Origin of the sequence: uncultured Sphingomonas sp. (genome assembly GCF_946477935.1) — a bacterium.
In the GTDB taxonomy this organism is placed as follows: Bacteria; Pseudomonadota; Alphaproteobacteria; order Sphingomonadales; family Sphingomonadaceae; genus Sphingomonas.
On sequence record NZ_CAMLAC010000245.1, the window covers coordinates 1 to 5,191 of the forward strand.

At 70.0% G+C, this 5,191-nt stretch carries 3 protein-coding genes and 2 pseudogenes; 1 reads left to right on the top strand and 4 read right to left on the bottom strand.

The features are described from left to right. Both Q0U08_RS17575 and Q0U08_RS17580 read right to left on the bottom strand, forming a co-directional pair. Positions 1–494 (bottom strand): annotated as a pseudogene (locus Q0U08_RS17575) (anthranilate synthase component I); the annotation flags it as partial. After that, positions 487–2,439: a peptidylprolyl isomerase gene (locus tag Q0U08_RS17580; RefSeq protein ID WP_298092927.1), complete on the bottom strand. Its 1,953-nt coding sequence runs from the start codon at positions 2,437–2,439 to the stop codon at positions 487–489. The gene Q0U08_RS17580 and the pseudogene Q0U08_RS17575, both read right to left, overlap by 8 nt. Positions 2,440–2,568: 129 nt before the next feature. Here Q0U08_RS17580 and tpiA point away from each other — a divergent pair, with 129 nt between their 5' ends. After that, positions 2,569–3,315 carry a triose-phosphate isomerase gene (gene tpiA / locus Q0U08_RS17585; RefSeq protein ID WP_298092928.1) on the top strand — a complete coding sequence of 249 codons (747 nt, stop codon included), beginning with the start codon at positions 2,569–2,571 and terminating at the stop codon, positions 3,313–3,315. A gap of 95 nt (positions 3,316–3,410) precedes the next feature. Here tpiA and Q0U08_RS17590 read toward each other — a convergent pair whose 3' ends face one another. Further along, positions 3,411–4,787: a M17 family metallopeptidase gene (locus Q0U08_RS17590; protein WP_298092930.1), complete on the bottom strand. Its 1,377-nt coding sequence runs from the start codon at positions 4,785–4,787 to the stop codon at positions 3,411–3,413. After that, a pseudogene (locus tag Q0U08_RS17595) lies at positions 4,784–5,191 on the bottom strand (serine hydrolase); the annotation flags it as partial. The pseudogene Q0U08_RS17595 and the gene Q0U08_RS17590, both read right to left, overlap by 4 nt.

Consider the following 5,191-nt stretch of genomic DNA (forward strand, 5'->3'; position numbering starts at 1 on the left):
GCATCCGCGAGACGGTCAAAGACGAGGATGACGGTCGGGCGCACGAAGATCATGTCCGGCAGGCCGAGCGGATCGCTTTCCGGCTGAGGCAGATCCTCGACCAGCCCGACCGTCTCGTAGCCGAAATAACCGACGAGGCAGGCCAGCGCGCGGGGCAGACCCTCCGGCACGTCGGCGCGGCATTCGGCGACCAGCGTGCGGAGCGCCGCCAGCGTATCCTGGGGGCAATCCGCGAACGCGTCGCGGTCGGTGGCCCAGTGGCGGTTGATCGCGGCGGTCTGGCCATGCGCGCGGAAGACGAGATCGGGGGCGAGGCCGATCAGGCTGTGGCGGCCACGGGTCGCGCCGCCCTCCACCGATTCCAGCAGGAAGTCGCCGCGGCCGGGCTCGATCAGCTTGAGCGCGGCGGCGACCGGCGTCTCGGTATCCGCGACCTGCCGGCGCCAGATCAGCGCCGGCCGGCCGGAGGCGAGCGCGGAGACGGGATCAGTTATTGGAGCCGCTCCCGTTCACCAGCTCGCCGCGTACCGCCGCGACGTTGCCGGTATCGATCTTCACGCCGACATTCTGGCGAATGGCGCGGACGAACTGCTCGACATATTCGCGACCCTGAAGGCGACCGATATCGGCCCGCGCGGCGCGGATCGCATCGGGCGTGTTCGAGGCGTCACCGCGATCGATCCGGTCCAGCTTGATGACGTACCAGCCGTCGCCGCCGGGCGATTGCAGCGTCTTGGTGGTGCCCTGCTTCATGCTGAACAGCAGCGCGAGCGGGGCGGCGGCCGGCGTCTGCTGTGCCGCCGCCAGTTGCGCGCGGGCAGCGGCGATCGGGCGGATGGCGGGGAGCGAGAGGCCGGTCTGGCCCAGCGCCGCACTGAGCGCGGCCCCCTTGTTGACGCGCGCCAGCACCTCGTTCGCCACCTTGCGCGCCGCGGCGCGGGCGCGATCGGCCTTCAGGTCGGCAAGGACGGCGGTCTGCACCTGCGCCAGCGGGCGGGGCGCGGAGGGCACGACCTGACCGACGGCGACGACGGCGAAGCCGCCATCCTCGCCCAGCGGCACGACCTGCGGTGCATCGCCGTCCTCGGCGGTGAAGGCAGCGGTGATCATGGCGCGCTGTTCGGCGGAGGGCTGGAAGGCCGGGGCGTCGGGGGCGAGCCCCTGCGCGGTGACGGCGGGAAGCGCCTGTGCCGGCAGCTTCTGGTCGCCGATGACCTCGTCAAAGGTGGCGTTGTCGGCCAGGGCATCCTCGACCTTGTTGCGCAGATCGGCGAGCGCGGCGGCCGACTTCTGCTTGGTCAGCGTGTCGACGATGTCGGCGCGGACCTGTTGCAGCGTGCGTGCCGGCACCTGGGTGACTGTATCCACGCGTGCGACCACGAAGCCGAGCGTGCCGCGGATCGGGCCGACGACACCGCCCTGAGGTGCGGCGAAGACCGCATCGGCAACTGCGGACGACGTGGTCGCGGCATAGGCAGCCTTGTCGACGCCTTGCTGGGTGGAGGGCTCCAGCCCGGCAGCCTGGGCGGCGGCCGCCAGCGCGGTGCCGCCCTTCACCTTGGCGGCCAGCGCGTTGGCGCCCGCCTGATCGGCGACGATGACCTGGGTCACGGTGCGCTTCTCGCTGGCGGCATAGGTGGACTGGTTGGCGCGGAAATAGGCGGCGATCTCCGCCTCGGTCGGAGTGACGCGCGCGGCGACCGCCTGCGGCGACACCACCGCGTAGCGCACGGTGCGACGCTCCGGCAGGGTGTAGCGCGACAGGTTACGGCCGTAGAAGCTCTGGATTTCGGCCGGCGTCGGCGCGGCGCCGGTGCTGACCGCGGCAAGCGGGATGAAGCCGATCTGGCCCGCGCGCTTTTCGAGCAGCAACGAGGCATAGGGCAGCGCCAGTTGCTGCGGCATCTGCGTCGCGCCCTGCGTGGGGGCGATAAGCTGCTGGCCGATCAGCTCGCGCGCGATATCGGTGCGCACCTGCTGATCCGTCATCTTACGGTCGGCGAGGATGCGCTGGTAGAGGGTGGGATCGAACTGGCCATTGGGACCGCGCAGCGCCGGGATCGAGGCGATCTGGCCGTCCACCGCGCGGCGCGAGACGATCATGCCTTGATCATGGCCGAATTCCTCCAGCGCCATCCCGTTGACGATCCGCTGCAACGTGCCGTCTAGCCCGCCCTGCGCGATGAAGGTCGCGACATCGAGCGTCGGCTGCTCGCGGCGATAGGCCTCCACCTCGGTGGTGACCGCCTGACGCAGCTCGGCATTGCCGACCTTGGCATCGCCGACGGTCGCGACCTGCGCGCCGCCGATGCCGCCGCCCATGCTGGTGACGTTCGACACGTCACCCGCCGCAAAGGCGATCGCGATCACCCCCAGGACGATGAAGGTGACGATGACACCGGCCTTGGAATTGATGATCCGGCGGAAGAAACTGAGCATGGACGACCGATCGGCAGGAGAAAATCGGGTGATGCTTTAAGAGGCGGGCGCGCAAGCATCAAGCTTGTGCCGCAACGCAGACGCGCTATCGGTGTTGAACATGTATAACGATGAAGTGGGAATCCGGGGATGACGCGGCGCAAACTGGTGGCGGGCAACTGGAAGATGAACGGGTCGCTGACCGCGCTCGGCGAGCTGGACGCGATCGCGGCGGCGGCCGAGGCAGCACAGGGCGTCGATGTCGCGGTGGCTGTCCCCGCCACGCTCATCGGGCCAGCGGCCACGCGCGTGCCCGGTCTGGCGATCGGCGCCGAGGATGTGCATGAGCGCGATGCCGGCGCGCATACCGGCTGTATTTCGGCGGCAATGGTGGCGGAGGTGGGCGCGAGCTTCACCATCGTCGGCCATTCCGAGCGGCGGGCAGACCAGGGCGAGACGAGCCAGGATGCCTGGGCCAAGGCGGCGGCGGCGCACCGGCAGGGCCTCAGCGTCATCCTGTGCTGCGGCGAGACGGAGGCCGAGCGCAACGCCGGCCGTGCCGAGCGGGTGGTGCAGGCGCAGATCGAGAAGTCGGTGCCCGACAATGCGGACGGCAGCTGGTTCACGCTCGCCTACGAGCCGCGCTGGGCGATCGGGACCGGGCGCACGCCGACGCTGGAGGAGATCGGATCGATCCACGCGATCGCGCGGGCCAAGCTGCGCATGCTGATCGGCGATGCGGCGGACGGGGTGCGCATCCTGTACGGCGGATCGGTGACCGGCGAGAATGCCGCGACGATCCTGGCGGTCGAGGATGTCGACGGCGCGCTGGTCGGCGGGGCAAGCCTGACGGCGGCGAAGTTCGTGCCGATCATCGAGGCGGCGGCTGGGGTTTGAACTCCCTTTTCCCTCCGGGGTGAGGGGTTGCCAAGCAGTGCTGCGCTTCGTGGCGGCCCCTCACCCTCCCTCTCCCCGTAGGGCAGAGGGAATGATCACCCGTATCGCGTCTTCAGCATCGCATAGGTGGCGCGCAGGGCATAAGCGTCGGCCCCCTTGGGGCGGCCGGGCTTGGAGGACGGGCGCCACGCGAAGACGTCGAGATGTGCCCAGGCGGTGCCTTCGGGCACGAAGCGGCGGAGGAACAGCGCCGCGGTGATCGCGCCGGCAAAGCCGCCTTCGGGGGCGTTGACCATGTCGGCGATGTCCGACTTCAGCATGTCGTCGTAACCGTTCCACAACGGCAGGCGCCAGACGGGATCGTCCTGCGCCGTGCCGGCGGCGAGCAGGTCGGCGGCGAGCGTCTCGTCATCGGTGAAGAGCGGCGGCAGATCGGGGCCGAGTGCGACGCGGGCGGCACCGGTCAGCGTTGCGAAGTCGAGGATCAGATCGGGCGCGTGTTCGCCGGCGCGGGTGAGCGCGTCGCCGAGGATCAGGCGGCCTTCCGCATCGGTGTTGGTGTTTTCGACGGTCAGGCCTTTGCGGGTGCGCAGGACGTCGCCGGGGCGGAAGGCGGCGGCGGAGACGGCGTTCTCGACGGCGGGGACGAGCAGGTGGAGGCGGACGGGCAGGCGCGCGGACATGACGAGGGAGGCGAGCGCGATGGCATGCGCCGCGCCGCCCATATCCTTCTTCATCAGGCGCATCGCCGCGGACGGCTTGATATCGAGCCCGCCGGTGTCGAAGCACACGCCCTTGCCGACGATGGCGAGGCCGGGATGCGCAGGGTCGCCCCAGGCAAGCTCGATCAGGCGGGGCGCACGCTCCGGCGTGGCGGCGAGGCCGACCGCATGGATCATCGGATAGTCGCGGGCGAGCGCCTCGCCCTGCGTCACCGCGATCTCCGCGCCGAACCGACGGGCGAGTTCGGCGACCTCATGCTCCAGCTCGGCGGGGCCGAGATCGCCGGCGGCGGTGTTGACCAGATCGCGGACCTGCGCCGTCGCGGTGGCGATGCGCACCGTTTCCTCGATATGCGCGGCGTCGCGGGTCAGGAGGACGCGCTGGCCGTTCGGTTCGCCCGCCTTGTAGCGGGTGAAACGATATTGGCCGAGCAGCCAGCCGAGCGCGGCGGGGCCGGCCTCGATCCCCTCGGGACGATAGACCCCCTCCGGCAGTATTTCCGCCAACCGGGCGAGCGCCCAGGGGGAATGCGGATCGGCGATGGCGGCGACGACCTGCCAGTCGCTTTCTCCGGTGACGATCAGATGGGTGCCCGCCTTGCCGGTGAAACGCGCCGCGGCGGCCTGGGTTCGGACCGCCTGGGGCTGGTCATGCAGCCATGCCTCGAACCCGTCGGGTGCGATGGCGGTGATGGTGCGGGCATATTGGCCGCGATCGGGTTGCAGCAGAAGCGTGAAGTCGGTCGTCATTGAACGGGTGCCACCAGGAATTGTTCGAAGCGCTGTGCGCCGTCCGGTTCGGCATAGGTGCTGACCGAAAGCGTGCGGTTCGGATAGGTCACGCGGAAGGTGCGGTTGACGAAGCCGCCGCGCAAGCGGGTGCGGCCGGTCTGGACAAAGGAAACGGGTTCGCCGAGCGCCGACAGGCTGGTGCGGTAATCGGCCTGCGCGCGCGGGGTGAAATAGAAGTTCGCGTTCTCGGTCAGGCCGCTCCGGTCCAGCGTGCCACGGCGCAACTGGTCGTATAGCCGGCGCGCGCGGGGCAGGGCAGCCTGATCCTCCGCGGAGGTGGCGGGCGGGGGCAGGACGATCGCCTGCAGCCCTGAGGCGATGCGGCTGGTCGCGTCGGAAAACCAGCTATTGGTCAGCACGAC

Bases quoted from the DNA above. Each gene is read 5' to 3' on its own strand.
- Q0U08_RS17590 (WP_298092930.1), bottom strand. From the start codon at position 4,787: ATGACGACCGACTTCACGCTTCTGCTGCAACCCGATCGCGGCCAATAT.
- Q0U08_RS17580 (WP_298092927.1), bottom strand. From the start codon at position 2,439: ATGCTCAGTTTCTTCCGCCGGATCATCAATTCCAAGGCCGGTGTCATC.
- tpiA (WP_298092928.1), top strand. From the start codon at position 2,569: ATGACGCGGCGCAAACTGGTGGCGGGCAACTGGAAGATGAACGGGTCG.